The following is a 26,877-nucleotide window of genomic DNA, read 5'->3' on the forward strand; positions in this document are numbered from 1 at the left end:
TGGGGCTGCTGCGCAGCCCATCGGGGATAAATCCCCTCACCACAATGACTGCGGCAGGAGCCGAAGTATCATTGAGTCAGGCATAAAAAAACCGCCACCCCGTTCAATCGGGGCGGCGGTTTTTTTGTCATCACTGTCTAGTCAGGAATCGCGGCGCAGATCCGGTGGGATCGGCAAATCGTCCTTGAGCGGATCAGGGCGTTTGCCCTTGCCGGCGCGGTACTGGCGGATCTGGTAGACGTAGGCCAGCACCTGGGCGACCGCCAGATAGAGGCCGCCGGGGATTTCCTGGTCGAGTTCGGTGGAGTAGTAGATCGAGCGCGCCAGCCCCGGCGACTCGAGGAGCATGACATTGTTGGCGACGGCGATTTCGCGGATCTTCAGCGCCAGGAAGTCGCTGCCCTTGGCCAGCAATACTGGCGCCCCGCCCTTCTCCGAGTCGTACTTGAGCGCGACGGCGTAGTGGGTCGGGTTGGTGATGACCACGTCGGCGTCGGGAATCGCCGCCATCATCCGCCGCTGCGACATCTCGCGCTGGGTCTGACGGATGCGCTGCTTGACCTCTGGCCGGCCTTCCTGATCCTTGTGCTCGTCGCGCACTTCCTGTTTGGTCATCAGCAGTTTCTTGTGGCTTTCCCACAACTGCACCGGCACGTCGACCGCAGCGATGATGATCAAACCGCAGGCCAGCCACAGCGAGCTCCAGCCCACCAGCGTCACGCTGTGAATGATCGCCTGCTCCAGCGGTTCATGGGCGATGCGCAGGAAGTCATCGATGTCGGACGACAACACCATCAGCGCCACGAACAGGGTGATCAGGAACTTGGCCAGCGCCTTGACCAGCTCGATCACGGCCTTCATCGAGAACATGCGCTTGAGGCCCGCACCGGGGTTCATCCGGCTGAATTTCGGCGCCATGGAGCCGGCGGCGAACAGCCAGCCGCCAAGGGAAATCGGCCCGATCAGTGCGGCCAGCAACAGGGTGATCATGATCGGCTGAATCGCCACCAGCGCGATCTTGCCCGAGATCAGCAGGAACGTGCCCATGGACTTTTCATCCATGATCACTTCCCGCGACAGCGAGAAATTCAGGCGCATCAGATCCATCAATTCCTGCGCCAGCATGCCGCCGAACACCAGCAGGCCGCCGGCACCAGCGAGCATCACCGCGAGGGTGTTGAGCTCTTTGGAACGGGCAATCTCACCCTTCTCACGGGAGTCCTTTTTGCGTTTCTCCGTGGGGTCTTCTGTTTTGTCCTGACCGCTTTCGCTCTCAGCCATGCCTCAGCGCGCCCGTGCCAGTTCGCGTAGCAACTGCAAGGCCTCGGTGGCCAGCGGTTGATACTGATTGAGAATGTCCGCCAGACCGACCCAGACGATGAACAGCCCCAGCACCAGGGTCAGCGGAAAACCGATGGAGAAAATGTTCAGTTGCGGCGCAGCGCGGGTCATCACGCCGAACGCGATGTTGACCACCAGCAGCGCAGTGACCGCCGGCAGCACCAGCAACAACGCCGCCCCGAGAACCCAGCCGAGTTTGCCGGCCAGCTCCCAGTATTGCGCGGTCATCAACCCGCCACCCACCGGCAGCGTGGTGAAGCTCTCGGTGAGCACTTCGAAGACCACCAGATGGCCGTTCATCGACAGGAACAGCAGGGTCACCAGCATGGTGAAAAATTGCCCGATCACCGCCACCGAGACGCCGTTGGCCGGGTCGACCATCGAGGCGAAGCCCATGCCCATCTGGATCGCGACAATCTGCCCGGCCACGGCAAAGGCCTGGAAAAACAGTTGCAGGGAAAACCCGAGCACCGCGCCGACCAGAATCTGCTCGGCGATCAGCAACCAGCCGCTGAGCGCCAGCGGACTGACCTCCGGCATCGGCGGCAGCCCCGGGGCAATGCACACGGTAATCGCCACGGCGAAATACAGACGCACACGGCGCGACACCAACGTGGTGCCGAACACCGGCATGACCATCAGCATCGAGGCGACGCGAAACAGTGGCAACATGAACGACGCCACCCAGGTACTGATCTGGGTGTCGGTCAGCTGAAGCAGCGATTGCATGGCTCAGCCGATGACCATCGGAATGTTCTTGTAGAGCTGGATGATGTACTCCATGAACGTCTGCACCAGCCACGGGCCGGCGACGATCAAGGTGACCAGCATGACCAGCAGACGCGGCAGGAAGCTCAGGGTCTGTTCGTTGATCTGGGTAGCGGCCTGGAACATCGCCACCAGCAGGCCGACCAGCAGGCTCGGCACCACGAGAATTGCGACCATCATCGTGGTCAGCCACAGCGCTTCCCGAAAGATATCGACCGCAACTTCCGGCGTCATGGCGAAACACCTCCGAAGCTACTGGCCAGGGTGCCGATGATCAGCGCCCAGCCATCCACCAGTACGAACAGCATGATCTTGAACGGCAGCGAAATGATCAGCGGCGAGAGCATCATCATCCCCATCGCCATCAGCACACTGGCCACGACCAGGTCGATGATCAGGAACGGAATGAAGATCATGAAACCGATCTGGAACGCGGTTTTCAGTTCGGAGGTGACGAACGCCGGCACCAGAATGGTCAGCGGCGCCTGATCCGGTGTGGCGATGTCGGTACGCTTGGACAAGCGCATGAACAACTCCAGATCGCTGGTGCGGGTCTGGGCGAGCATGAAGTCCTTGATCGGTACCTGGGCCTTTTCCACCGCCTGCTGCGCGGTGAGTTTTTCCGCCAGGTAGGGCTGCAGCGCATCGTTGTTCACCCGATCGAACACCGGGGCCATGATGAACATGGTCAGGAACAGCGCCATGCCGGTAAGGATCTGGTTCGACGGCGTCTGTTGCAGGCCGAGGGCCTGACGCAGGATCGAGAAGACAATGATGATCCGGGTGAAACTGGTCATCAGAATCACGGCCGCCGGAATGAAGCTCAGCGCCGTCATGATCAGCAGGATCTGCAGGCTGACCGAATATTCCTGCGCGCCATCGGCGTTGGTGCCCAGCGTGATCGCCGGGATCGACAACGGATCGGCGGCGAACGCCAGCGGCGCGGCCAGCATCAGGGCCAGCGTCAAGACGATGCGTAGCGCACCCATTACTTCTTATCCTTCTGATCCTTGCCGAGAATCTTCAGCAGATGCTGGGCAAATTCCGGGGTCGCTTTTTCGCTGCTGCTCGGCACTTGCACCGGCTCCTTGAGCACATGCAGCGCCGTGATGGTGCCAGGGCTGAGGCCTAACAGAATCTGTTCATTGCCGACCTGCACCAGCATCAACCGGTCGCGCGGACCGAGTGCGCGGGAGCCAATCAGCTCGATCACCTGGCCCTTGCCTGCCGGCCCGGACTGCTGCACCCGGCGCAGCAGCCAGGCGAGGAAGAAGATCAAGCCCAGCACCAGCAACAGACCGAAGACCAGTTGCGTCAGTTGCCCGGCCACACCGCTGCCGATCGCCGGCGCGGCAACCGCAGCGGCGGACGTGGCGGCCGGTTCAGCGGCCAGCACACTCAACGGCAGCGCCAGCAGCGCCCACAGGAACCGTTTCACTCAGCGCAGCTTCTTGATGCGTTCGCTTGGGCTGATCACGTCGGTCAGGCGGATGCCGAACTTCTCGTTGACCACCACCACTTCGCCGTGCGCGATCAGCGTGCCGTTGACCAGCACGTCCAGCGGCTCGCCGGCCAGACGATCGAGCTCGATCACCGAACCCTGGTTCAGTTGCAGCAGGTTGCGGATGTTGATGTCGGTGCTGCCGACTTCCATCGAGATCGACACCGGGATGTCGAGGATCACGTCCAGGTTCGGACCGTCCAGCGTCACCGGATCGTTGTTCTTCGGCACGCTGCCGAACTCTTCCATCGGCAGACGGTTGGAGCTTGCAGCGCCAGCGTCGGCCGCGAGCAGCGCGTCGATGTCAGCCTGGCTGCCATCACCGGTCTCTTCCAGGGCCGCAGCCCATTCGTCGGCCAGTGCCTGATCGTCCTGGGCGTTCATTTCGTCGTTCATCATTTGTCCTCGGCGGGCAACAATTCAGTTAAATGCGTGGGGGTGAGAGCGGCGTTTCAGCGACGCTCGATCGGCTCGATCACCTGCAACGCGAGGTTGCCTTTGTGCGAGCCCATCTTGACCTTGAAGGCCGGTACGCCGTTGGCGCGCATGATCATGTCTTCCGGCATCTCGACCGGGATCACGTCCCCCGGCTGCATGTGCAGGATGTCGCGCAACTTCAACTGGCGGCGGGCCACAGTGGCGCCGATCGGTACATCGACATCGAGCACGTCCTGACGCAGGGCATTGACCCAGCGCTCGTCCTGATCGTCGAGGTCCGACTGGAAACCGGCGTCGAGCATCTCGCGCACCGGCTCGATCATCGAGTACGGCATGGTCACGTGCAGGTCGCCGCCGCCGCCATCGAGTTCGATGTGGAAGGTGGAGACCACGATCGCTTCGCTCGGGCCGACGATGTTGGCCATGGCCGGGTTCACTTCCGAGTTGATGTACTCGAAATTGACTTCCATGATCGCCTGCCAGGCTTCCTTCAGATCGACGAAGGCCTGCTCCAGCACCATGCGCACCACACGCAGTTCGGTCGGGGTGAATTCACGCCCTTCGATCTTCGCGTGACGGCCGTCGCCGCCGAAGAAGTTGTCCACCAGCTTGAACACCAGTTTGGCGTCGAGGATGAACAGCGCGGTGCCGCGCAACGGTTTGATCTTGACCAGGTTGAGGCTGGTCGGCACGTACAGCGAGTGCACGTATTCGCCGAACTTCATCACCTGGACGCCACCGACGGCAACGTCCGCCGAGCGGCGCAGCATGTTGAACATGCTGATGCGGGTGTAACGGGCAAAACGCTCGTTGATCATTTCCAGAGTCGGCATGCGTCCACGGACGATGCGATCCTGGCTGGTCAGGTCGTAGCTTTTGACACTGCCGGGTTCGGCAGCGTTATCGGTCTGTACCAGACCATCGTCGACGCCATGCAACAGCGCGTCGATTTCATCCTGGGACAGCAGATCCTGCACGGCCATGTCGTGTTCCTACTGCAGTACGAAATTAGTGAAAAGCAACTGTTCGATCACCACTTTGCCCAGCTCTTTCTGCGCCACTTCCTGGACGCTGGCTGTGGCCTTCTGGCGCAACATCTCCTGCCCGACCGGGGTCGCCAGCGTGGCGAAATCCTGACCGGAGAAGAGCATCACCAGGTTGTTGCGGATCACCGGCATGTGCACTTTGAGCGCGTCCAGATCGGCCTGGTTACGCGCCAGCATGGTGATGCTCACTTGCATGTAGCGCTGACGGCCGTTCTGGTTGTAGTTGGCGACAAACGCCGGCGCCATCGGCTCGAAAATCGCCGGCTGCTTGCCGGTCGGTGCGGCTTCGGCCGCTGCGGCAGGCTTGCTCTGAGCACTGTGCATGAAGTACCAGGTCGCGCCCACGGACACACCGATCGCCAGCAGCAGAGCCACCACGATCAGGATGATCATCTTGAGTTTGCCTTTGGTCGCGGGGTCTTTTACAGCTGCTGCTTCGCTCTTCGCCATGCCAATAATCCGTCACTATTCGGGTTTTCACAGTCGCACGGCAAGGCAAGAGCAAGTGTTATGCCAGAAGTGTCGGAGGATTGATCTGGAGAGCACCACAAAACAAATGTGGGAGCGAGCCTGCTCGCGAAGACGGTTTAACATTCAACATTGATGTCGACTGTTATATCGCTTTCGCGAGCAGGCTCGCTCCCACAGTGAGTGGATCAGCGTTTGATCAGGCGTAGTAATCGACGGCGCTGCTGCCAATGACGCTGGTGGTTTGCGCAGCGGCTTCCGCCACTGCCGCCGGCGTCAGCTCTTCTTCCGCCGAATCCAGACGTCCGCCAGCAGCGCTGGTGCGGCCACTCTGGCCCTGCTGCGCCTGCTCCTGGCCCTGCTGACCCTGCCAGCCGCGGCTCTGGTCGGAGACATTGACGTCGACCTGGCCCATGCCCTGCTGGGTGAACATGTCACGCAGGCGATGCATTTGACCGTCCAGCGCTTCACGCACGCTTGGATGCGCGCTCATGAACGTCACCTGGGTCTGCTGATCGGGAACCATGTTCACCCGGATATCCAGACGCCCCAGTTCCGCCGGTTGCAATTGAATATCCGCCGCCTTCAGATTGGCGCTCGACAGGTACATGACCCGGTTGACGATTTCTTCGGTCCAGCCGCTCTGGTGCATGGCGATCGGCTGATTCACCGGTACGGCGTTCGCGGTTTTCGGTGTGGCTGCCTGAGTCAGCGCCGCCAGACGGTTGGCGAAATCATCGACACGGGTATCACTGGTGGCGCTTTTCAGATCTTTCAGGCCATCGTCGATCAGGCCACTGAAGGTTTTTTCACCATTCTGACTGGTGCTGTCCTTGTCGGCCTGCACGTCGAGCATGCTGGCCATGCCGGCGGCGAAGTTCTGCGCCGAAGTCAATTCACCGTCGGCCTGAGACTGGGCCGGCGTAGCTTTGGGCTGTGTCTGGCTGGATGCGGAAATGTGCCCGCCCTGCTCCATCGCCATGCGCAACGCCGGCAACGAGTCGAGCGGATCGGCCGCCGGGTCGAAAGCGCTGTCGGTCGACGCAGCAGGGTCTTTGACCACTGCCGGCGCGACGGTTGCGGCCACGACCGGTGTTTCGGCCTTGACCGGCTCCGGTGTTACAGCCACCGGTGCTGGCACCACAGGCGCCGCGACCAGCGGCTGCACGGTTTGCGCCAGCGCCGGATCCAGCGCCGGGTCAACCGGCGTGGTGTCAGCCACCGGAGTCTGCGCGTCGTCTGCGGCAGCATCGGCAGCGGCCTTGTCAGCGGCGGCCTGATCATCGGATGTCGTCGGTGCAGACTTGTCGACAGGCAAGGCGTTGCCGCTATCGGCAACGGTCTGTTGCGATGCGGCAGACTTATCCTTGGCGAAATCTTTCCTGTCGCTGTTGTCGGCAACCTTGTCGCGCGCCGGTTTCAACGAACTGTCAGAGTTCGAAAGAACCTTTTTCGGGCCCTGGTCGGCGAACACCTGAGCGAAGCTTGAGGCCTTGTCCCCGGTGTCTGCAGCCATTACCGGCGTTTTCGTGGCGGCGGCTTGTGCCTTGGCCTGAGCGGCAGATTGAAGAAGAACATTGGGGGTCGCAGGCATGACACGGTCTCCGCTGCACTGGGATCGTAGGTACAGTTGACGGGGATTATTGCAAGTGTCGGGCCAGTTTTGTCCGGCGCTTGCGAAAAGCGCCGGACGGCGGGATTCAATGGGTCAGGGCGTGCTGGCGTTCGTCTTCGTAGACAGGTCGCACATCGGCGAATTCGCTGCTGATGTCCGCCACCAGATCGACGATTTCAGCCGGGCTTTTGTTTCTGGCGTCCGCCTCGAGTGCCTGACAAAGGGTCGCCAGCCGAACGGCCCCCATATTGCTGGCGCTGCCCTTGAAACTATGGGCGACCTCGGCCAACACCCTGGCATCGGCGGTCTTCTGCAGTTGATGCAAGCGACTTTCAGAATCGGTCAGGAAGGTATCCAGCAAATCCGGATAGCTGTCTTCCATCACTTCGCGCAACGCATCGAGTACTTCGCGATCCACATGTTGGTCAGTCACTTGTTCACTCCTTGATCAAGAATCGGCGAATTATGCCTTAACCTCCCAGAAAAACTCTACGCAGGCACTGCGACCTTCGTCCGACCATCTGGCGTTATGCCCCAATTGCCGGATCAAACTGACCCCGCGCCCCGACAGACGGACACCGTCCAGCGGCCGCTCCATCACCCGCGCCACGTCAAAACCCTTGCCGCTGTCCTCGACGCGAATGACCAGACAGCCACCGGTACCTTGCGGCCGGACCTGCAGATGCACGCGCACATAACCGTCCTGCAAGGCCTCGAGTCGCGCATTGCGCTGCTCATAGTACCGGGCGAATCCTGCGGCATCGCGCTTGAGGCTGGAATCCAGACCCAGCACGCCGTGCTCCAGCGCATTGGAGTACAACTCGGCGAGCACGCTGTAGATCGCCCCGCTCTGGGTGCGCAACCCGTGTACCTCCAGCAACAACTGCAGCAGATACGGCAAAGGATTGAAGCGCTTCAGTGTAGCGCCGCGAAACTCGAAGCTCACCGACCAGTCCAGCGGACACGACTGGCCGCTATCGGAATACACCGGCGCCGGTGGCATGACCTGCGCCGCGTCGAGCAGACTGATCTCGACCATGCTCACGTCGTCACGGGGCTCGCCGCGAAACTCGAGCAAGGCCTGTTCAATTTCGGCAAACAGGTTGTCCGGCTCACGGTTGACAGCAAACAGCTGCTGCAAACGCTCGACACCGAACAACCGGTCATCGCCGTCAGTGGTGTCGATCACACCGTCCGACAGCAGGAACACCCGATCCCCCACCGCCATGGTTTGCACTTCTGTCCGGTCGTCAAACGCTTGCGGGCTGAGCACGCCCAGCGGCAAGTGCCGCGCCGACAGCGGCACCCGCTCGCCGCTGGCAATCCGGTGCAGATAACCGTCGGGCATACCGCCGTTCCACACCTCCACCGTGCGCCGCTGAAAACTCAGGCAGAGCATCGTCGCGCAGCAGAACATGTCCACCGGCAGGATGCGCTTGAGCTTGGCGTTCATCTCGCGCAGGGTTTCGGCCAGGCCGTAGCCCTTGGCGGTCATGCCATAGAACACTTCTGCCAGCGGCATCGCCCCCACCGCCGCCGGCAGACCGTGACCGGTGAAATCACCGAGCAGCACATGCATGTCGCCGGCCGGGGTGTACGCCGCCAGCAGCAGGTCGCCGTTGAACAATGCGTAAGGCGATTGCAGATAGCGGATGTTCGGCGCACTCAGGCAGCCCGAGTGGGCCACCTTGTCGAACACCGCTTTGGCCACGCGTTGTTCGTTGAGCAGGTAATCGTGATGTTTGGCGATCAGATCGCGCTGCTGCAGCACGGTGGCCTGCAAGCGGCGCAAGCGATCCATCGCCTTGATTTTGGCGGCAAGGATCACCTGGTTGTAGGGCTTCGCCAGAAAGTCGTCGCCCCCAGCCTCCAGACAACGGGCCAGGGCTTCACTTTCGGTCAGCGAGGTCAGGAAGATGATCGGCACTAGGGTTTCCCCCGCCAGCGCCTTGATCTGCCGCGCCGCTTCGAAGCCGTCCATCACCGGCATCATCGCGTCCATCAGCACCAGATGCGGTTGTTGCCGGCGAAAGACCTCAACCGCTTCAGCGCCATTGGCCGCCGTCAGCACTTCATGCCCCTGACGCCGGACGATAGTGGAAAGCAGCAGGCGATCAGCGGCACTGTCTTCGGCGATCAGGATCGTCAGCGGCTCTTGCGCCTGCATGACCGTCAACTGATGTCGAACAGTTTGTCGAAGTTGGAGATGGCGAGGATCTTGCGCACGTCGGAGTTGCTGTTGATCACGCGCACATCCGAGTCGTCGCCGCCGGCATGATCTCGCAGCAGGAGCAGCATGCCCAGCGCGGAGCTGTCGAGGTAGGTGGCTTCTTTCAGATCAACCACGATGGATTCGGGTTTTTGGTGAAGCCGCTCATAGGACTCGCGAAACTCCTGATGGCGCCCAAAATCGAACCGCCCCTTGACCGAAATCGTCAGTTTTTGACCATCCGGAGAGACTTCTGTAACGACTGACATTGACTGGCTTCCTTGTCATTGACGAACGTGTACAAGGTTTAGCACTTGGACAGGGTTGGGGCAAGGTTCAACGCAGAACCTATGTGGGAGCGAGCCTGCTCGCGAAAGCGTCCTCCCGGTCAAAATCTCCGTCAACTGAACGAATGCTTTCGCGAGCAGGCTCGCTCCCACACGGGGTTTTGCGGCGTCTGGTCAGAACGGATCGTGCCGCGGCAAGCGCTGCGACAACTCGTCCAGCAGCTTCTGCTCACGCTTGTCTTCGAGGCGTTGCGCCTCTTCGCGATAACGCTGCACCAGTTTGCGCAGGCCTTCGACCTTGGCAAACGCCTGCTGCCAGGCATCCCGCGCCTTGATCAGGTTGTTCTGGTGCCAGACCAGGCTCTGGCGCTGCTGGTCGATGGCAGTGTCCAGTTGCGCCAGAAAGCCGTGATACCCCAGCAGCCATTGCCCGGAAACCCCGTCGCTGCCGCGCACGATCCACTGTTCCTGATAATCCAGACGAAAGGCGTCGAGGTCGGCGAGTTTGCTTTCGGCCACTTTGACCTGGCCCTGAAAGTAACCCAGGCGCTGCACGGCGGTTTTCTCGGCCTGTTCGGCCATTTCCACCACCGGTGCCAGACGCGCAGCTCGGCTCACGGCCATGGCCGGTTACCCACCCGCCGCGGGCGCGAACAGGGTTTCGAGGTAGGCCTGGCTCTCGCCCATGTTGATCTTGTCGTTGAGCCCCTGACGCTGGTAGCGGGTCAGTTGCGGCTGCAGATTGATCGCCAGATCGGTCTCGCGGTCGCCACCGGCGACGTACGCGCCGACACTGATCAGGTCGCGGCTCTGCTGATAGCGCGACCACAATTGCTTGAAGTACTGCGCGCGCTGCATGTGCTCCGCCGAAACCACGGCCGGCATCACCCGGCTGATCGACGCTTCGATGTCGATGGCCGGATAGTGCCCTTCCTCGGCCAGACGCCGGGACAACACGATGTGGCCGTCGAGCACGCCCCGCGCCGAGTCGGCAATCGGGTCCTGCTGGTCATCGCCTTCGGACAACACGGTGTAGAACGCGGTGATCGAACCACCGCCCTTCTCCGCGTTACCGGCGCGCTCCACCAGTTTCGGCAGTTTGGCGAACACCGAGGGCGGATAACCCTTGGTCGCTGGCGGCTCGCCAATGGCCAAAGCGATTTCCCGCTGGGCCTGGGCGAAACGGGTCAGGGAATCCATGAGCAACAGGACATTCTTGCCCTTGTCGCGGAAATACTCGGCGATGCGCGTGCAATACATCGCCGCGCGCAGACGCATCAGCGGCGCATCGTCCGCCGGCGAGGCGACCACCACCGAACGCTTGAGGCCTTCTTCACCGAGGATGTGCTCGATGAACTCTTTAACTTCTCGACCCCGCTCACCGATCAGACCGACGACGATAATGTCGGCCTCGGTGAAGCGGGTCATCATGCCCAGCAGCACCGATTTACCGACACCGGTACCGGCGAACAGACCCAGACGCTGACCACGTCCGACCGTCAGCAAACCGTTGATGCAACGGATACCGACGTCCAGCGGGACGTGGATCGGATCGCGGTTGAGCGGGTTGATGGTCGGGCCGTCCATCGGCACCCAGTCTTCAGCCTTCATCCCGCCCTTGCCGTCCAGCGCGCGACCGGCGCCGTCGAGCACCCGCCCGAGCATGCTCATGCCCATCGGCAGGCGACCGGTTTCCGCCAGCGGCACCACGCGGGCGCCCGGTGCGATACCCGCGACGCTGCCAACCGGCATCAGAAAGACTTTGTTGCCGGAAAACCCCATGACCTCCGCTTCCACCTGGGACGGGTGATAGCTGTCGTCATTGATCACCAGGCAGCGCGTGCCCATGGCGGCGCGCAGGCCTTCGGCTTCGAGGGTGAGGCCGACCATCCGCAGCAGGCGGCCTTCGAGAATCGGCGCGCCAGCGATCTCAGTGGCTTCAGCATAAGTGCTGAGGCGCTTGGCGAAACTGGTGCGTTCAAGGCGCATCGGGGGTGTCCGCGAGCGGCTCTTCAGGCGCAGCCGCCGGTTGGTTTTGTTCAGGAATGTCCAGGCTCAGATCCGGCGCGGCCGGGTGCAGGGCCTGTTCGTGTAACTGGTCGAACAGCTTGGCCATGACCTGGGTCACGCGGGTCTCGATGCTGGCGTCGATACGGCTGTGCTCGGTTTCAACCCGGCAACCGCCCGGCAGCAACGAGTCATCTTCGACGATACGCCAGGATTCCTCATGACGTTCGCGCAAGGCCTTGGCCTGCTCGAAGTCTTGCGGATTGACGTAAAGACGCACGTTTTCCACGCCCAACGGCAACAGCTTGAGCGCGTCACGCATGACCTGTTCGATCTGGCTGGAGTCGATGGCCAGCTCGCGTTTGATCACTTGTCTGGTGATGTGTTGCACGAGGTCGACCAGCGACTTTTCGATCTGCGTGTCCTGCTCGGCAATCGGCTCGAACAGGTGGGTCATCAGTTGCTCGAGGCTGGCGAGTTTCGCCGCCAGCGCCACTTCGGCTTCCTGACGCACTTTGAGCGTAGCGCTGTGAAAACCTTCCTTCTCGCCGATGCCAAAGCCCTCGTTGTAAGCCTCCTGACGGATGCTTTCGAGTTCTTCCAGGGTCAGTGGCTGGACTTCTTCCAGCGGCACTTCTTCCATTTCCGGCGGTTCGGGCTCCGGTTCCGGCTCGGGTTCCGGTTTCGGCGGATCGAAGCTGGGCATTTCCCAGGATTCGAAACCACGGACATCCCGGGCACGGATCAGATCCGTCACATCGTCATGCTTGTCCATGGGCTTAGATCATTTCCTCGCCGCCCTTGCCACCGAGCACGATTTCGCCGGCTTCGGCCATACGACGGGCAATGGTGAGGATTTCTTTCTGCGCGGTTTCCACGTCGCTGACGCGCACCGGGCCTTTGGCTTCGAGGTCGTCGCGCAACAGTTCGGCCGCACGTTTGGACATGTTCTTGAAGATCTTCTCTTTGACGCCTTCGTCCGAACCCTTGAGGGCCAGCACCAGCACGTCGGAAGAGACCTCGCGCAACAGCGCCTGAATGCCGCGGTCGTCGACATCGGCCAGGTTGTTGAACACGAACATGAGGTCTTCGATCTGACCGGACAGGTCTTCGTCGACTTCGCGGATCGAGTCCATGAGCTGGCCTTCGATCGAGCTGTCGAGGAAGTTCATGATGTCTGCCGCCCGCTTGATGCCACCCAGGGTGGTGCGCGAGGCATTCGAGTTGCCGGAGAACTGCTTCTCGAGAATCTGGTTCAGCTCTTTCAGCGCTGCCGGCTGCACGGTGTTCAACGACGAGACGCGCAGGATGATGTCCAGACGCACCTTGTGGTCGAAGTTGCCCAATACTTCACCGGCCTGATCCGGGTCGAGGTACGCGACGACGATGGCCTGGATCTGCGGGTGTTCGTAACGGATCACGTCGGCAACGGCGCGCGGCTCCATCCATTTCAGGCTGTCGAGGCCGCTGGTGTTGCCACCGAGCAGGATGCGGTCGATCAGGCCATTGGCCTTGTCTTCGCCCAACGCCTGGGTAAGCATTTTGCGCACGTAGTCGTCGGAGCCGACGCCGAGGCTGGTCTGGTCGCCGACGATGTCGACGAACTCGCTCATGACCTGCTCGACCTGCTCGCGATGGACGTTGCCCATCTGCGCCATGGCCACACCGACACGCTGAACCTCTTTCGGGCCCATGTGGCGCAGCACTTGCGCGGCATCGGTTGAACCCAGGGACAGCAGCAGAATGGCGGCTTTGTCGACCTTGTTCAGTTTGGCGGTTGCGGCTCGGTTATCACTCATCTGCGTTAATCCACTCTTTCACGACCTGAGCCACGCGACCCGGATCCTCGGCCACCAAGCTCTTGATTGCATTCAGTTGTGCGTCGTAACCCTCACTCGGGCTAGGCAACAGAATGCTCTGCGGACCACCGAGGCTCACGCGGTCGTTGGCCAGGTCGCCGTCCAGGCCGCCCATGCCACCGAGTTCCACGTCGCTGCCCAGACCGGCCAGCTCCTTGCCTTTGCCACCACCGGTGATGTTGTTCAACACCGGACGCAGCACACCAAACACCAGCACCAGGATGAACAACACACCCAGCACTTGTTTGACGATGTCCCAGAACCATGGCTGGGAGTAGAACGGAATATCGGCAACCACTTCGCCGCGTTCGGCGGAGAACGGCATGTTGATCACGCTGACGCTGTCGCCACGGCTGGCATCGAAGCCGACCGCGTCCTGCACAAGACGGGTGAAACGCGCCAGTTCATCGGCGCTCCACGGCGCGCGGGTGGTTTCCCCGTTGGCCGGGTTGATCTTGACCTGATCGTCGACCACCACCGACACCGACAGACGATTCAGGCGACCCTGTTGCTGTTTGGTGTGGCTGATGGAACGGTCGAGTTCGAAGTTCTTGGTGGATTGTTGACGCTTGTCCGCCGGGTACGGCGCGAGCATTGGCTGGCCGGTGGCCGGGTCCATGATCTGCTGACCGTTGGCATCAACCAGTGGCTGACCGGGCTGAATCATGCCGGTAGAGGCTTGCGCGCCACCGGTGGTCTGCGGTGCCGAGGCCGGCGCTGGCGGCTGGTTGCTCAGGGCACCCGGTACACCTTGCGGGCCATTGCTGGCGGTGCGTTGTTCGTTGACCGACTGCTCGCTGCGCAACGCCGGTTGATCCGGGTTGAACTGCTCGGCAGTCGATTCGACGGCGTTGAAATCGATGTCGGCCGAGACTTCAGCCTTGTAGCGATCGTTGCCCAGCACCGGCTGCAGAATATTGTGCACGCGCTGGGTGAGCATGCTTTCCATGCGGCGGCTGTAATCGAACTGCTTGCCGGCCATGGTCATTTCGGAGTTTTCCGCCTGATCGGAGAGCAGGTTGCCCTTCTGATCGACGACGGTGATCTGCGATTTGCTCAGTTCAGGAACGGAGGTCGCCACCAGGTTGATGATCGCCACCACCTGCCCCGGCTCCAGCGAACGCCCGGAGTACAGCTCGACCAGTACCGACGCACTTGGCTTGCGTTCATCACGCACGAACACCGAACTCTTCGGAATCGCCAGGTGCACACGGGCGCCCTTGACGTTGTTCAGGCTGGAAATGGTGCGTGCCAGTTCGCCTTCGAGGCCGCGACGGTAACGGGTCGCTTCCATGAACTGGCTGGTGCCCAGACCCTGTTCCTTGTCGAGGATTTCGAAACCGATGTTGCCGTCGCTGGGAGTGACACCAGCGGCCGCGAGTTTCATCCGCGCACGGGACAGGTCGTCGGCCTTGACCAGCAAGGCGCCGGAGTTCGGCTCGACGGTATAGGGAATGTCGGCGGAGGCCAGGGTGTCCATGACCTGCTTGGCGTCCATGCCGGCAAGGCTGCCGTACAACGGACGGTAATCCGGCTGCTGCGACCACAGCACCACGGCAAAGCCAATCGCCACGCTCGCAGCCAGGCCGACCAACAGGCCCACCTGACGCAACATGGTCATCTCGGAGAGGTTTTCCAGGAAGGACAGGCCGAACAGCGGCGGTTTGCCGTCTATCGGGGTGGCCTTGGCCGGAACGTTATCGGCGACTGCTTCTGCCATGACTCAATCTCGTCCTTAAACCGGCATCTGCATGATGTCTTGATAAGCCTGAACCAGCTTGTTGCGCACCTGGGTCAGAGCCTGGAACGACACGCTGGCTTTCTGCGAGGCGATCATCACGTCCGTCAGATCGACGCCGCTCTTGCCGATTTCAAATGCGTTGGCCAACTGAGTCGACGCCTGCTGGGTATCGCTGACTTTGTTGATGGCCTGACCGAGCATGTCGGAAAAGCTGCTGCCTGCCAGTTCAGGGACGGCGGCAGTCGATTTCGGCGTGGCCATGGCGTCCATTTTCATGGCCTTCATGTCCATCATCAACCGATTAAATTCAATACCTTGGCTCATGGTCTACTCTCTTGGGCGGCCCGCAATTTTTTGACACTCACTCGGCGGGTACACAGGTATTAGCAACAAGGGTGCCAGCTCGGCTGGTCTTGTTTCATAAAAGCGGCTAGAGGCTGTGGCTCAACTACAAACACTGAAAAACAACTGTGGGAGCGAGCCTGCTCGCGAAGGCGCTGTGTCAGGCAAATAAGCTTCGAATGACACGCCCTCTTCGCGAGCAGGCTCGCTCCCACATTGTTCGCGGCGAGTTTCAGGTGGCGAACAGGTAGCCTTCGACGTCCATCCCGGCATCCCGCATTTGCGCCAGTTTGTAGCGCAGGGTACGCGGGCTGATACCGAGTTTTTCCGCGGCTTCCTTGCGCCGACCACGCTCGGTGCGCAGGGTGTCGATGATCATCTGGAACTCCCGGCGACGCAGGTCATCGCCCAGCGCACCGGCGGACTCGGCCTCGACTTCAATCTCGCGCACCAACGGTTGCACCGGCGCGACGGTCGGCGCTGCGCTAAACGTCACCGCGCCGGTCAGGCAGAAATCCTGCGGCTGGATCAAACCGCCCTGCTGCAGAATCAGCGCCCGTTGAATCGCGTTATCCAGCTCACGCACGTTGCCCGGCCACGGGTAGTGGGTCAGGCAAGCCTGGGCCTCTGGCGAAAGTTTCGCCGCCGCATGCTTCATTTTATTGACGTGCTTGTTCAGCAACCGCTCCGCCAGCGGCAAGATATCGGCAGTGCGCTCGCGAAGTGGACGCCACGCCAGGGGAAAAACCGACAGACGGTAAAAAAGGTCTTCACGGAAACGCCCCGCCGCCACTTCGCCGGCCAGATCACGGTTGGTGGTGGCGACCACGCGAATATCCAGGGTGATCGGTTTGCGCGCACCGACGCGCTCGACTTCGCGCTCCTGCAACACCCGCAGCAACTTGGCTTGCAGGCCCAAGGGCATTTCGGAAATCTCGTCAAGCAGAATGGTGCCGCCATCGGCCTGCTCGAACTTGCCGGCCTGCGCCGCGATGGCGCCGGTGAACGAGCCCTTCTCGTGACCGAACAGCGTCGCTTCAAGCATGTTGTCGGGAATCGCCGCGCAGTTGATCGCAATAAACGGCTGGCTGGCGCGATGGGATTGCTGGTGGATGTAGCGCGCCAGCACTTCTTTGCCTGTACCGGATTCGCCGGAGATCAGCACCGTGGAATCACTGCGCGCCACCCGCGCGGCCAGTTCGAGCAACTGCGCACTGGCCGGCTCGACCGCCACCGGACCTTCACCGTCAGCAACGCTGACACTACCCAGGGCATGCCGCGACACCAGGTCCAGCAGGGCCTTGGGTTCAAATGGCTTGACCAGATAATCCGCCGCGCCCTGACGCATCGCATCCACGGCGCGTTCGACCGCGCCATGCGCAGTCATCAGCAACACCGGCAATTGCGGCTGCCGCGCACGCAGCAAACCGAGCAGTTGATGGCCGTCCATGCCAGGCATGTTGACGTCGCTGACCACCAGACTGAACGCCTCGCGCTCGACCGCCTGCAACGCCTCTTCGGCACTGCCGACCGCCTGGTAGTCGTGCCCCGCCAGCAGCAGCGTATCGGCCAGCGCTTCGCGCAACGAGCGGTCATCCTCGACCAGCAAAACCTTGATGCCCATGACGTTTACTCAGCTCCGTGTACAGCGGAAAACAGCGGCAGGATCACCTGCGCGCACGTGCCGCGCCCGACTCGCGAGCGCAGCTGCAATTCTCCCTGATGTGCCCGCGCCACAGCCTTGACCACGGTCAGGCCAAGCCCGGTACCGGTCACTTTGGTGGTGAAAAATGGCTCACCGAGACGCTCCAACACCGCCGGATCAATGCCGCTGCCACTGTCGCTGACACACAGGCGCAGGCTGTTGTCGCGGCTGTAGCAGTGCACTTTCAGGCGCACGTAGCCATCGCTGGCCTGAATCGCGTTTTCGATCAGATTGAGAATCGCCCCGACCAGCGTGTCGCGGTTGCACAGCAATTCGCCGGCATGGCTGTCGCACTGCCAACGAATCGGCAAATCCTGCACATGGGTCAGCGCCGCCGCTTGCAGCGACTGCATCAAGGCATTCGGGGTGATCCGGTCGGTCAGCGGAAGCTCGCCACGGGCGAACACCAGCATGTCGCGCACCTGATGTTCCAGCTCATGCAGGCGCTCTTTGAGGCGGCCGGCAAAGCGCTGTTGAGTGGCGACCGGAAGCTCCTGCTCAGTCAAATGACTGGCATAGAGCAAAGCGGCGGACAGCGGCGTGCGGATCTGATGAGCCAGCGAGGCGACCATCCGCCCCAGCGACGACAGACGCTCATGGCGCGCCAGTTGATCCTGCAGATGACGGGTTTCTGTCAGGTCGTTGAGCAACACCAACTGCCCCGGCTCGGCATCCAGCGAACGCGTGGCAATCGACAGGCGTCGACCGTTTTTCAGAGAGATTTCATGACCGTCGTCTTCACGCGGGGCAAAGCAGCGGGCGATGACGTGACGCCACAATTCGCCTTCCAGTGGCAGCCCGAGCAAGTCGATCGCCGCCGGATTGGCTTCGCGAACCATGCCGTGGCCGTCAATTACGATGACGCCACCGGGCAATAGATCAAGGAGGTTTTGCAGACGGTTGGCCAGGCGTTCTTTCTCTGCCAGCTCCTGCATGCGCTGGGCGCTGACCACGGCCAGTTCACCCTTGAGCTCGGTGACCCGGGCTTCAAGCATGCTGTAGGAATCGGTCAACTGGCTGGACATCTGATTGAACAGCGCGAACGCCTGCTCAAGACCCAGGCGGCTCGTCTGCTCTAAGGACGACGGTTGCCCCTCGGCATTGGAGGCAGAAGACATCTGGGCGTGGGGCATTGTGTTCTCTCGCTTGGCTGACCGTCAGTTAAACGGAACGTTGCGAGGGATGTAGCAATACCCGTGCCTAAAAAAAACTGCTTATAAATGAAGGCGTTGAAAAACAGGCGTCAATCATCCGCCTGTTCATCACCTTCGCGCCGGCTCATGCCGTACTTGCGCATCTTCTCCACCAGCGTGGTACGGCGAATGCGCAGGCGTTCGGCGGCACGCGCCACGATGCCATTGGCGTCGTCCAGCGCCTGCTGGATCAGGCCCTGCTCCAGACCACCGAGATAGTCCTTGAGGTCCAGACCTTCCGGCGGCAGCATCGCGTTGGCGGTGAAGTCCGGGGTGTGACCGTTGATGGCCACGCGCTCTTCGAGATCGCTGCGCAGGCTGTCGACCATCTGCTCGTCTTCGTCGTCGACGTAGCGGAATTTCTTCGGCAACTCGACCACGCCGATCACCCCGTACGGATGCATGATCGCCATGCGCTCGACCAGGTTGGCCAGCTCACGGACGTTGCCCGGCCAGCCGTGACGGCACAGCGACATGATCGCTGCCGAGTTGAAACGGATCGAGCCGCGCTTTTCGTGTTCCATGCGCGAGATCAGTTCGTTCATCAGCAGCGGAATGTCTTCGACGCGCTCACGCAGCGGCGCCATCTCGATCGGGAACACGTTCAGGCGATAGTAGAGGTCTTCGCGGAAGGTGCCGATCTCGATCATGCTTTCGAGATTCTTGTGGGTCGCGGCAATGATGCGCACGTCGACACTCTGGGTCTTGTTGCTGCCCACGCGCTCGAAGGTGCGCTCCTGCAGGACGCGCAGCAGCTTGACCTGCATCGGCAGCGGCATGTCGCCGATTTCGTCGAGGAACAGCGTACCGCCATTGGCCAGTTCGAAACGGCCGGCACGGCTGGTGATCGCACCGGTGAAGGCGCCCTTCTCGTGGCCGAACAGTTCACTTTCCAGCAGCTCTGCCGGGATCGCCCCGCAGTTGACCGGCACGAATGGCGCGTCGCGACGCTTGGAGTGGTAATGCAGATTGCGCGCAACCACTTCCTTGCCGGTGCCGGACTCGCCGAGGATCAGCACGCTGGCATCGGTATCGGCCACTTGCTGCATCATCTGCCGGACGTGCTGGATCGCCCGACTGGTGCCGACGAGGCTGCGGAACAGATTGGGTTCGCGATGACGGCCGCGCTCGCGGGCCTGGTCGTACATCTCGCGATAGACCTGGGCACGGTGCAGGGAGTCGAGCAGTTTGCTGTAGCTGGGCGGCATTTCCAGGGTCGAAAGCACCCGGCGGCGCTGGTCTTCCGGCAGGTCGACGGAAGAATTATCGCCCATCAGCAAAACCGGAAGGAACTCATCCCATGTCGAGAGTGTCTTTAACAAGCCCAAAAGTGCACCCGGAGCATTTACCGTCCCGATCAGTACACAGATGACTTCACGACTCGATGACAAAGAGCCGACGGCCTGCTGCCAGTCATGGCTGCCGCAGGGTAAATTTTCTTCGCCAAGAAAATTTAAAATCACCGCCAGGTCGCGGCGGCGGACGCTATCGTCATCGATCAGCAGAATTTTGGTTTCACGCCACATGCAATAGCAACTTCCCTAGTCAACTCAATGCCCGAAAAATGGGGCAAGCGAGACGCTTGCAGGACACCTTGTGCCTGTAGACGCCTGAAATCTGAAAACAGCCACTAGTTAAGTCAAAAAACCGTGCACAGTCAAATTTATGGCGCACATGTCTGGATTAACTGGAGGTTAATTAACCAAACAGATGGTAAACCTTTGCCGCCTTCTGCGCTTGGGTGATCTGCGACATCTCGTTGGCTATCGCCTGCCGCTCACCCATCGCCGCCTCCAGAAGCTCCTTGTAGACGTGGAGCAGCTCCTCAAGGTTATTGCGCAAGGCCTCCTCATCCAGCGAGGCCTCGGCCATGACGTCTTCCATGCAGGAACGGCAGGCCAGATCCAGCTCGCCAATGGCCTCCCAGTTACGTTCGGCCAGCGCGCTGACCAACGCTTCACGGGTATCTGCGATTCGCTGCAATACAAGACTCATGGTGCTCTCCTTAAAACTGGGGGCCTGGCGGAGCGATGCCGTCCCAGCCTTCCTTTACGGTGCGCAGCAGGCCGGCGACCTCATCAAGAATTCGCGGGTCGCTGTCAATATTGGCCTGCGCCAGCCGCTTCATCATGTAGATGTAGAGCTGATTGAGATCAGCGACCGAATCGGCGCTGTTTTCCAGATCCAGACCCTCGCACAAACCGCCAATGATACCGATGGCCTTGCTGATAGCCGTACCCTTGGCAGGGATGTCTTTGCGCTCGATGGCACCCTTGGCCTGAGCGATGCGCTCCAGACCACCTTCCATCAACATTTGCACCAAGCGGTGCGGGCTCGCTTCGGATGTCTGGGCGTGTGCACCGACTTTTTGATATTGCCGAAGGGCTAACATTGGGTTCATGTTCTACCTCATTGCCACAATGACTCGTATAACCAGTGTATCGCCAACGAATCACAGAACTTTAGATCAAAAGACAAAAACCCGGCGCACGCCGATGAAGCGTAGCCGGGTTTTTGTCGTTCTTACGGGTTACTTCGCGGATTGCTGAGCGTTCAGCGAGCTGAAGAACGACGTGATGTTACTTGCCGTCGCCTTCATTTGCCCGACCAACAGGTCCATGGCGTTGTATTTGGCGGTCAGCGTCGCCGTCAGGCTCGTCACGTGCAAGTCCAACGCTGTCTGCTGCTTTTTCAGATTCGCCGCAGCGTTGGTCAAACTGGTGCTGCGCTGATCGAGCAGCCCGGTACCCGACTTGATGTACGGATCAACCGCACTGCTCATGCGCGCCAACAGACCATTGGTGGCATTGGTGCCGGAGAACATCTGCTGAACCTGACCAGACATGCCCGGAATACTCATACGATCGTTGAACACCTTGGTATCGAGGGTCAACTCACCGGTTTCCTTGTCGGTCAGCACACCCATCTGCGCCAGGACGGCCAACTGTCCGGTACCTGCCGAGCTCTGGGTCAGCTGCGAACGGATATCCGCCATCAGCGAACGCGGCAGCGAGTCACCGGTAAACGCAGCAGAAACAGTCAGGTTGCCATCAGCGTCCGCGGTCGCATTGGACAGGGTATCGATGGTTCGCTTGAGCGTGTTGTAGGAATCCATGAACGTCTGCAGCGACGTCTGGATGCCTGCGGTGTTGGTTGCGACGGTCACGGTTGCGGGCGTCGGAGTCCCACTGGCGTCTTTAGGGCTTACGGCAGCGAGGCTCAACGTCATTCCGCTGATTGCACCTGTTACCGTGTTGCTCTTGCTGGTAACGGTCAGACCGTCGATGGTGAGCGATGCGTCCTGAGCCAAGTCGCCAACGGCGCCCGAGGCACCTGCCGCAGGACTGGTCCCCATTTTCTGAGTACCGTCGATCTCGAGACCCGCGATGCCACTCACCTGCAAGTCCATGCCTGCGCCGGTCTTGCTCGAGTTGATCACCAAACGCGAAGCGCCGCTGGCGTCGGTCACGATGTTGGCGGAGATACCATTGCTCGCCTGCGCGGTGTTGATCGCATCCCGAGTGCTCTGCAAGGTGGCATTGGCCGGAATCGCAACATTGTAATCAATGCCATTCTGACTGATTTTCAGAGTACCACTCGGAATGGCACTGGTGGCGCCGCCAGCAAAAGCAGCACTGGCTACTTTCGAGCCGGTTGCCAGTTTGTTCACGATAACGCTATAGCTGCCAGGTACTGCAGTACTGTCGGACGTTGCACCGAGTACCGTCGGCGTATCCGAAGTCGCGGTATAACCGGCAAACGCAGGACTGGTCGCCTTGCCCAGATCAGTCATCGACTTCTGGAATGCCGCCAGCGCACTTTTCAGCGAGCCGACACCGGAAATCTTCAGCGAGTTGGTTTTTGTCTGAGTATCGATCTGCGTCTGCTTGGCAGACTTGTCGGCGTTGACCAGCGCGGTCACGATCGCGCCGATGTCCAGGCCGGAACCCAGTCCGGAACCCGGTAGAATTGGACTTGCCATGTGCATCTCCCTTCAAATTGTTGCCATTCTTTTGACCGTTAACAGCGTCCTGAGAACGTACAAACATTATTCATGCCAGCTATCAGACTTTGGCGTCGAACAACACGTGACTCGCGTTGGCGAGGCTGTCTGCCAGCTTCAGGGCTTCTGCGGAGGGAATCTGTCGAACGACTTCACCCGTCTCGCTTGCGATCACCTTGACGATGACCTTTCCGGAGTGTTCGTCGATAGAGAACTCCAGATTGCGCTTGATCGACTGTACAAACTTTTCGATCTCCTGCACCGCCAGTTTCAACTTGGCATCATCCGAATCCTGACTCTTTTTATCAGCGACCGGAGCATCCACCTTGGCAACGACTGGCGCCTCTGACGGTTTGTCAGCAACCGGTGCTGCTGGCTTGGGAGCCGGATAAGACACGTTAAGCTTTACGCTCATGTCCATGCTCATCACCCTCTAACGTAAAAAGGCGAGAGAGCGCGACCAGCGCACTCCCCCGCCCGAACTCAATCCGAAATTACTGAAGCAGCTTCAGTACAGCGGATGGCAGTTGGTTGGCTTGAGCCAGAACAGAGGTCGAAGCCTGCTGCAGAGTTTGCTGCTTGGTCAGGTTAGCAGTTTCTGCGGCGAAGTCGGTATCTTGTACACGACCCTGTGCAGCAGTGGTGTTTTCCACGATGTTCTGCAGGTTGGAGATGGTGCTGGTCAGACGGTTTTGCGAAGCACCCAGGCTGGCGCGCTGTGCACCGATGGCAGCGATAGCGGCGTCGATTGCAGTGATCGCGTTGTCGATGTTCTGCGAAGCAGAACCAGCACCAGTACCGGTAGCACCGGTCAGAACTACAGTACCGCTACCTACGGACAGGCTGACGGCGTCGAACTTGGAGCTCAGTACCAGGTCGATGTGGTTAGCCGAACCAGTGTTTGCGCCAACTTGCAGGGTTACAGTACCAGCCGAACCGTCCAGCAGGTTTTTGCCGTTCAGGTTGGTCGAAGCCGAGATACGGGTGATCTCGTCGGACATCTGAGCGAATTCAGCGTTGGTTGCGGTCTGGTCAGCAGTGCCGTTGGTGCCGTTACGTGCTTTAACAGCCAGTTCACGCATACGTTGCAGGATGTCGGTGGTCGCTTGCAGGCCGCCTTCAGCTGCCTGAGCAACGGAGATACCGTCGTTGGCGTTCTGGATAGCCTGGTTGCCACCACGGATTTGCGAAGCCATACGGTTGGAGATCTGCAGGCCAGCGGCGTCGTCTTTAGCGCTGTTGATTTTCAGGCCGGAAGACAGGCGCTGCATCGAAGTCGACAGGGCGTTGGAAGCGTTGTTCAGGTTTTTCTGAACGTTCAGCGACGTGGTGTTGGTGTTTACTGTTAAAGCCATGACGAATTCCTCGTTGGTTGGGTACTGCGGCTTCCGGCCCTGGCAACCGCCTGGTGTGGCCTAGAGAACCTTCGTAATAGTTATCGTCGGGTTGGCAGGTTGCTTGAGGGCTTTTTGAAAAAAATTTGCCATCACCCTGCCACCCCCGAGAAAACAAGGGCTTAGCGCCCTCCCACCTGCGAAAAAATGACGCCATAAAACCGACCCGCCCGTAAAGCCGCGGGCCAGTGCGCTCGGTCAGTGTGCCGATCGTGCTTTTTGCAACAGTTCGATCAACTCATACTCCATCCAGTCCGCCAGCCCCAACCAGTCCTGACGTTCCTGACAAGCGAGCATGTGCGTGAGTACAAAGGCCCAGTCCTGTTGAATCGGCGCAGGTTTGGCTATCAGCAACTGCTGCGCGCCCTCGAATACATCGACCATATCCAGCGCCGCCTCGACATCACGTCCCAGGCGAAACAACCCGGCGCACTGACGGCATTCGCCAACGCACTGCTCAATCGTCGTCATTGCACAAACTCCTGATTGAACTGCGTCCCGGCGATCAGTGCGCCCGCCCGACTGCTGTTGAAAAACTGTACCTGCGGATGTGCGGCGATATAACGCTCCAGTACGCACAGATAGCCGCGAAAATTCAGCTGGGTGCTGACCCGCTGGCCATGGCCGTCCTGCACCCAATGCCGCGCCTGATCAACACCGGGGCCCAGATCACCGTCATTCCAACCGGCATGGGTCTTGTTCATCGGGAACGCGAAGTCGGCGCCAAACAGGGTAATACGCGAGGCGCCCATCTTCACCGCCAGGTCCACCGCCGGATGAATCACGCTGCCACCGACATGCAGTTGTCCGCGCGGGTATTGCTCACGCAACGCGGCGTACACCGGGCTGGCCGAGTAACCGCCGTAGCGCTTGCCCTTCCAGGCGGTCAGCACCGCAGGATCGCTCATGGGCAGATACACCAGCGGGATGCCAGCGGAGTCCTCGAACGGCAAATGCCGAAAGCTGATGCGCTGATCGATGGTGACCACCAGATCCGGGACGATGCCGTGCTCGCGCAGTGGCCGGTAAGCGGTATCGACGCACATCAACAATGGACGTTCAGCCTGCGCGTGCACCGCGGCCAGACGCTGGAAATGCCCCTCCAGGGTCGGCCCGGTGCCGATCACATAGATGTCCCGGCCACTGGCGGTCCCGAACAATTGCGCCACATCGTCATCGCCCAGCAACACCGGCAGGCAGTCCTGCAAGCGCTGTTGAATGAACGGCAAGTTTGGATCGAACTCGCGATTGTTGAAGCTCAGGTGCACTTCGCTGACCAGCCGATCGCGGATCTTCGCGTTGAAGTCATCAGCCAGCAGCATCTCGGCCGGCAGGGCGAAAAACGGTGTGCAGATGTCTGACAGATCACCGGCATAGAACAGCTGCACGCGCGGGTCTTCCAGCCATTGGCGCTGATCGAGCAGTTGCAGCACCAGCGCGAACAGGGCGCCGTTAAGCACGTGCACGTACAACCGCTCAAGCCCGGCACGCTCCAGCAACACGACCGGCAAGTCTCCAAGACCGGTGCCGTAAACGTGCAACTGAGGTTTTTCCGGCAGACTGGCCGCCTGAACGCGCGCTTCGTGGACCCGGTCGTGACGACTGGTGAGTTGAATCCCGTTAACGCTCAGTGTCGAACCCAGGCCCTGCACCAGTTCGGCGTCGATGACCGCACTGTCTTCAGCCACCAATCGTGCGAACAGTGCCGGCCAGCGCTGCTGGATAACCTCGGCGTTGGCTTGGAAAAACTCGCTCATGCCGGCTCGCGCTCCCTTCAGGCAAAAAAATAGCGTTCAAGGGTAACCCTGAACGCTATTTTTGTATCCGCCGTTTTTGACCGGACTCAAGGACGATAGATGATCGCCGAGCCCCACGACAGACCGACACCGAAACCGCTCAGGGCAACGCGCTGCCAGTCGGAATCGAGTACATGCTTTTCCAGCAGCAACGGAATGCTCGACGATACGGTGTTACCGGTCTCGACCATGTCCTTGATGAACTTCTCCGGCTCACCTTCGAAACGCCGCGCCACCGCATCGACAATCGCCGCACTGCCCTGGTGAATGCAGAAGGCGTCGATGTCGTCAGCCTTGAGGCCGGAGTCGTCGAGCAATTCGTGCAAGTGCGCCGGGACTTTGAGCAGCGCGAAGTTGAACACCTGACGCCCGTTCATGAAGAACACGCCATCGGTGACTTTCAGGTGCGGTGCGCCGGAACCGTCGGTGCCGAACTTGGCCTTGCCCAACGCCCAGGCCGGGTCTTCGCCCATCCAGGTGGCGGTGGCGGCATCGCCGAAGAGCATGGTGGTGTTGCGGTCTTCCGGGTCGACGATTTTCGAATACGGGTCAGCGGTGATCAGCAGGCCGTTCTTCAGACCGGCGGCTTCCATGAAGCCTTTGATCGCGTAGATGCCGTAGACGTAACCGGAGCAACCCAGGGAAATATCGAACGCCGCGACATTGGTCGGCAGACCGAGTTTGTCCTGAACGATTGCAGCAGTGTGCGGCAGGCCTTCTTCGTCACCGTTCTGAGTGACGACGATCAGTGCGTCGATCGATTCACGTTTCAGTTCAGGGTTGCTGGCAAACAGCGCATTGGCCGCTTCCACGCACAGATCGGAGGTTTCCTGTTCAGCGTCTTTGCGCGGCAGGAAGGCCGAACCGATTTTGCCGAGGATGAATTCTTCATCCTTCTCGAATTTTGCACCTTGTGCGTAATTGTCCACGCCGGCTACAGGAACGTAGCTCGCAATGCTTTTTATGCCAATCATTACGGCTTCCCAATAAAAAACAGCCCAAAACCACCGCTCGCAAGGATTCGAGGGGCGCCGACAAACAGAAAACGGCCGCCACAAAGGGCAGCCACGGGGAGCGCAAAGGGCTATCACTGGAACCGATACACGGCCAGGCGCCATCTCCCCGGTCAATACAATACAGTGAAGATGCGCGTTATGACTCGCA

Annotated in this window: 29 protein-coding genes; all 29 read right to left on the minus strand. The window is 60.5% G+C overall.

Going from position 1 to position 26,877, the window contains the following annotated elements; translation table 11 throughout:
- Window positions 1-141: 141 nt before the first annotated feature.
- Window positions 142-1,281 carry a flagellar biosynthesis protein FlhB gene (gene flhB, locus M0814_RS19325; protein WP_003222902.1) on the minus strand — a complete coding sequence of 380 codons (1,140 nt, stop codon included), beginning with the start codon at window positions 1,279-1,281 and terminating at the stop codon, window positions 142-144.
- A gap of 3 nt (window positions 1,282-1,284) precedes the next feature.
- The gene (gene fliR, locus M0814_RS19330) at window positions 1,285-2,070 is read right to left on the minus strand and encodes a flagellar biosynthetic protein FliR (RefSeq protein ID WP_003222899.1); all 786 of its coding nucleotides are present in this window, start codon (window positions 2,068-2,070) and stop codon (window positions 1,285-1,287) included.
- Window positions 2,071-2,073: 3 nt separating this feature from the next.
- On the minus strand, window positions 2,074-2,343 hold the full coding sequence (gene fliQ, locus M0814_RS19335; protein ID WP_003222897.1) for a flagellar biosynthesis protein FliQ: 270 nt from the start codon (window positions 2,341-2,343) through the stop codon (window positions 2,074-2,076).
- On the minus strand, window positions 2,340-3,098 hold the full coding sequence (fliP, locus tag M0814_RS19340; protein ID WP_003222895.1) for a flagellar type III secretion system pore protein FliP: 759 nt from the start codon (window positions 3,096-3,098) through the stop codon (window positions 2,340-2,342). The genes fliQ and fliP overlap by 4 nt, the downstream gene beginning before the upstream one ends.
- A complete protein-coding gene (gene fliO / locus M0814_RS19345; protein WP_103483930.1) occupies window positions 3,098-3,547 on the minus strand; it encodes a flagellar biosynthetic protein FliO in 450 nt (149 codons plus the stop codon). The genes fliP and fliO overlap by 1 nt, the downstream gene beginning before the upstream one ends.
- Window positions 3,548-4,009: a flagellar motor switch protein FliN gene (fliN, locus tag M0814_RS19350; protein ID WP_164747895.1), complete on the minus strand. Its 462-nt coding sequence runs from the start codon at window positions 4,007-4,009 to the stop codon at window positions 3,548-3,550.
- 53 nt (window positions 4,010-4,062) lie between these two features.
- Window positions 4,063-5,031 carry a flagellar motor switch protein FliM gene (fliM, locus tag M0814_RS19355; RefSeq protein ID WP_003222890.1) on the minus strand — a complete coding sequence of 323 codons (969 nt, stop codon included), beginning with the start codon at window positions 5,029-5,031 and terminating at the stop codon, window positions 4,063-4,065.
- A gap of 9 nt (window positions 5,032-5,040) precedes the next feature.
- Entirely contained in the window at window positions 5,041-5,544 is a 504-nt protein-coding gene (gene fliL, locus M0814_RS19360) for a flagellar basal body-associated protein FliL (RefSeq protein ID WP_003222887.1), read from the minus strand.
- 217 nt (window positions 5,545-5,761) lie between these two features.
- Window positions 5,762-7,156, minus strand: coding sequence for a flagellar hook-length control protein FliK (locus M0814_RS19365; protein WP_103483929.1), 1,395 nt, complete (start codon window positions 7,154-7,156; stop codon window positions 5,762-5,764).
- Window positions 7,157-7,262: 106 nt separating this feature from the next.
- The gene (locus M0814_RS19370; protein ID WP_103483928.1) at window positions 7,263-7,610 is read right to left on the minus strand and encodes an Hpt domain-containing protein; all 348 of its coding nucleotides are present in this window, start codon (window positions 7,608-7,610) and stop codon (window positions 7,263-7,265) included.
- Between the two features lie 30 nt (window positions 7,611-7,640).
- Entirely contained in the window at window positions 7,641-9,344 is a 1,704-nt protein-coding gene (locus M0814_RS19375; protein WP_103483927.1) for a fused response regulator/phosphatase, read from the minus strand.
- Between the two features lie 5 nt (window positions 9,345-9,349).
- Window positions 9,350-9,655, minus strand: a complete 306-nt coding sequence (locus tag M0814_RS19380) for an STAS domain-containing protein (RefSeq protein WP_103483926.1) — start codon at window positions 9,653-9,655, stop codon at window positions 9,350-9,352.
- A gap of 192 nt (window positions 9,656-9,847) precedes the next feature.
- Window positions 9,848-10,297 carry a flagellar export protein FliJ gene (gene fliJ, locus M0814_RS19385; RefSeq protein ID WP_103483925.1) on the minus strand — a complete coding sequence of 150 codons (450 nt, stop codon included), beginning with the start codon at window positions 10,295-10,297 and terminating at the stop codon, window positions 9,848-9,850.
- 6 nt (window positions 10,298-10,303) lie between these two features.
- Entirely contained in the window at window positions 10,304-11,662 is a 1,359-nt protein-coding gene (gene fliI, locus M0814_RS19390; RefSeq protein WP_003222877.1) for a flagellar protein export ATPase FliI, read from the minus strand.
- Window positions 11,652-12,455 (minus strand): flagellar assembly protein FliH, encoded by an 804-nt coding sequence (gene fliH, locus M0814_RS19395; protein WP_103483924.1) that lies wholly within the window; start codon window positions 12,453-12,455, stop codon window positions 11,652-11,654. Before fliH ends, fliI begins: the two co-directional genes overlap by 11 nt.
- Window positions 12,456-12,459: 4 nt before the next feature.
- Window positions 12,460-13,479, minus strand: a complete 1,020-nt coding sequence (fliG, locus tag M0814_RS19400) for a flagellar motor switch protein FliG (protein WP_003222873.1) — start codon at window positions 13,477-13,479, stop codon at window positions 12,460-12,462.
- A complete protein-coding gene (gene fliF / locus M0814_RS19405) occupies window positions 13,472-15,259 on the minus strand; it encodes a flagellar basal-body MS-ring/collar protein FliF (protein WP_003222871.1) in 1,788 nt (595 codons plus the stop codon). The genes fliG and fliF overlap by 8 nt, the downstream gene beginning before the upstream one ends.
- Before the next feature lie 15 nt (window positions 15,260-15,274).
- Window positions 15,275-15,604, minus strand: coding sequence for a flagellar hook-basal body complex protein FliE (gene fliE / locus M0814_RS19410; protein WP_003222869.1), 330 nt, complete (start codon window positions 15,602-15,604; stop codon window positions 15,275-15,277).
- A 250-nt stretch (window positions 15,605-15,854) separates the two neighbouring features.
- Window positions 15,855-17,246 carry a sigma-54 dependent transcriptional regulator gene (locus M0814_RS19415; protein ID WP_103483923.1) on the minus strand — a complete coding sequence of 464 codons (1,392 nt, stop codon included), beginning with the start codon at window positions 17,244-17,246 and terminating at the stop codon, window positions 15,855-15,857.
- A gap of 5 nt (window positions 17,247-17,251) precedes the next feature.
- The gene (locus tag M0814_RS19420; protein ID WP_177434746.1) at window positions 17,252-18,445 is read right to left on the minus strand and encodes an ATP-binding protein; all 1,194 of its coding nucleotides are present in this window, start codon (window positions 18,443-18,445) and stop codon (window positions 17,252-17,254) included.
- Between the two features lie 125 nt (window positions 18,446-18,570).
- A complete protein-coding gene (locus M0814_RS19425) occupies window positions 18,571-20,046 on the minus strand; it encodes a sigma-54 dependent transcriptional regulator (RefSeq protein WP_003222863.1) in 1,476 nt (491 codons plus the stop codon).
- 172 nt (window positions 20,047-20,218) lie between these two features.
- On the minus strand, window positions 20,219-20,515 hold the full coding sequence (locus tag M0814_RS19430; RefSeq protein WP_003222861.1) for a hypothetical protein: 297 nt from the start codon (window positions 20,513-20,515) through the stop codon (window positions 20,219-20,221).
- Between the two features lie 10 nt (window positions 20,516-20,525).
- Window positions 20,526-20,921 carry a flagellar export chaperone FliS gene (gene fliS, locus M0814_RS19435; RefSeq protein ID WP_103483921.1) on the minus strand — a complete coding sequence of 132 codons (396 nt, stop codon included), beginning with the start codon at window positions 20,919-20,921 and terminating at the stop codon, window positions 20,526-20,528.
- Between the two features lie 129 nt (window positions 20,922-21,050).
- Window positions 21,051-22,502 carry a flagellar filament capping protein FliD gene (gene fliD / locus M0814_RS19440; RefSeq protein WP_103483920.1) on the minus strand — a complete coding sequence of 484 codons (1,452 nt, stop codon included), beginning with the start codon at window positions 22,500-22,502 and terminating at the stop codon, window positions 21,051-21,053.
- An 82-nt stretch (window positions 22,503-22,584) separates the two neighbouring features.
- A complete protein-coding gene (locus tag M0814_RS19445) occupies window positions 22,585-22,944 on the minus strand; it encodes a flagellar protein FlaG (protein ID WP_103483932.1) in 360 nt (119 codons plus the stop codon).
- A 73-nt stretch (window positions 22,945-23,017) separates the two neighbouring features.
- A complete protein-coding gene (locus tag M0814_RS19450) occupies window positions 23,018-23,878 on the minus strand; it encodes a flagellin domain-containing protein (RefSeq protein ID WP_103483919.1) in 861 nt (286 codons plus the stop codon).
- A 237-nt stretch (window positions 23,879-24,115) separates the two neighbouring features.
- On the minus strand, window positions 24,116-24,388 hold the full coding sequence (locus M0814_RS19455) for a hypothetical protein (RefSeq protein WP_103483918.1): 273 nt from the start codon (window positions 24,386-24,388) through the stop codon (window positions 24,116-24,118).
- The gene (locus tag M0814_RS19460) at window positions 24,385-25,674 is read right to left on the minus strand and encodes a 6-hydroxymethylpterin diphosphokinase MptE-like protein (protein ID WP_103483917.1); all 1,290 of its coding nucleotides are present in this window, start codon (window positions 25,672-25,674) and stop codon (window positions 24,385-24,387) included. The genes M0814_RS19455 and M0814_RS19460 overlap by 4 nt, the downstream gene beginning before the upstream one ends.
- Before the next feature lie 86 nt (window positions 25,675-25,760).
- A complete protein-coding gene (locus M0814_RS19465; RefSeq protein WP_103483916.1) occupies window positions 25,761-26,687 on the minus strand; it encodes a ketoacyl-ACP synthase III in 927 nt (308 codons plus the stop codon).
- Between the last annotated feature and the right edge of the window lie 190 nt (window positions 26,688-26,877).

The organism is Pseudomonas sp. MWU12-2020, assembly GCF_023100605.1.
Taxonomy (GTDB): domain Bacteria; phylum Pseudomonadota; class Gammaproteobacteria; order Pseudomonadales; family Pseudomonadaceae; genus Aquipseudomonas; species Aquipseudomonas fluorescens_H.